1 protein-coding gene is annotated in these 1,647 nt (G+C 71.8%); it reads right to left on the reverse strand.

The annotated features are described in order from the left end of the window. Positions 1-55: 55 nt before the first annotated feature. Complete coding sequence (pyk, locus tag ACWGKI_RS10460) at positions 56-1,495, reverse strand: pyruvate kinase (RefSeq protein ID WP_380241414.1); 1,440 nt, start codon at positions 1,493-1,495, stop codon at positions 56-58. Positions 1,496-1,647 lie beyond the last annotated feature (152 nt).

Consider the following 1,647-nt stretch of genomic DNA (forward strand, 5'->3'; position numbering starts at 1 on the left):
GGCTCGGCCTGCCGCACGCCCCCGGCGTCGTCCGCGGGACGATGCCCGCGTCAGCTCACTCCGCCATCGCGGACAGGTCGCCGTGGCTGCCGACCTTGTGCACCAGGATCGAGTTCGTCGTCCCCGGAACGCCCACGGGAGCACCCGAGACGATGACGACGCGGTCGCCCGGCTCGGCGAGCCCGTTGGCGCGCAGGGTCGAGTCCACCTGGCCGACCATCGCGTCGACGCTGTCGACCTTCGGCACCTGGTAGGTGGTGGTGCCCCAGGTGAGCGCGAGCACGCTGCGCACGCTCTCCTCCGGCGTGAAGGCGAGCAGGGGGATGCCCGAGCGCAGGCGCGACATGCGCTTCGCCGAGTCGCCCGACTGGGTGAAGGTCACGAGGTACTTCACGCCCAGCGAGTCGCCGATCTCGGCCGCCGCCCGCGTGATGACGCCACCGCGGGTGTGCGGCGACGAGCCGAGCGGGGCGATGCGCTCGCGGCCCATCTCCTCGGTGGCCTCGATGATCCGGGCCATCGTCTGGACCGTGACGATCGGGTAGTCACCGACGCTCGTCTCGCCCGAGAGCATGACCGCGTCCGCGCCGTCGAGCACCGCGTTGGCGCAGTCGGACGCCTCGGCGCGCGTCGGCGTCGGGCTGGTGGTCATCGACTCCAGCACCTGCGTGGCGACGATCACCGGCTTGGCGTTGCGGCGGGCGAGCTCCACGATGCGCTTCTGCACCAGCGGGACCTGCTCCAGCGGCATCTCCACGGCGAGGTCGCCGCGCGCCACCATGAAGCCGTCGAAGGCCGCGACGACCTCCTCCAGGTTCTCCACCGCCTGCGGCTTCTCGATCTTGGCGACGACGGGGACCGTGCGGCCCTCCTCCGCCATGATCGCCGCGACGTCGTCGTAGTCCTTGGCGGACCGCACGAACGACAGCGCGATGATGTCCGCGCCGAGGCGCAGCGCCCACCGCAGGTCGTCGGTGTCCTTCTCCGAGAGCGCCGGCACGGAGACCGCGACGCCGGGGAGGTTGATGCCCTTGTTGTTCGAGACCGGGCCGCCGACCTCGACGGTCGTCACGACGCGCGGGCCCTCGACGGCGGTGACGCGCACGCGCACCTTGCCGTCGTCGATGAGGAGCGGGTCGCCGACGCGGGCGTCCTTCGCCAGACCCTTGTGGGTCGTCGAGACGAGCTCCTTCGTCCCCTCCACGTCCTCCGTGGTGATGGTGAAGGTGTCGCCCTCGTTCAGGAAGTGCTTCTGGTCGCCCGCGAACCGGCCGAGCCGGATCTTGGGGCCCTGGAGGTCGACGAGGACTGCGACGTTGCGGCCGGACTCCTTCGCCGCCTCTCGTACACCGTGGTAGACGGCCTCGTGCTCGGCCTGCTCCCCGTGGCTCCGGTTGATCCGGGCCACGTCCATGCCCGCGTCGACCAGCTCACGGAGCTTGGTCGGCGACGCCGTCGCGGGTCCGATGGTGCACACGATCTTCGCTCTGCGCATGTCTCCAGCCTCGTCGTCGATCCGCCCCGGCGCGAGCCGGGGCGGCCCCCCGGGGGCGGTCGGCCCCCCGGGACAGCGTAGTAGTTGTAAGTAATAACCAAGCAGCCCCACCCGCCCCCGGCCCACCCGCCCCGGGCCCACCCCGCAGGCCC

The organism is Isoptericola sp. NPDC055881 (genome assembly GCF_053615895.1).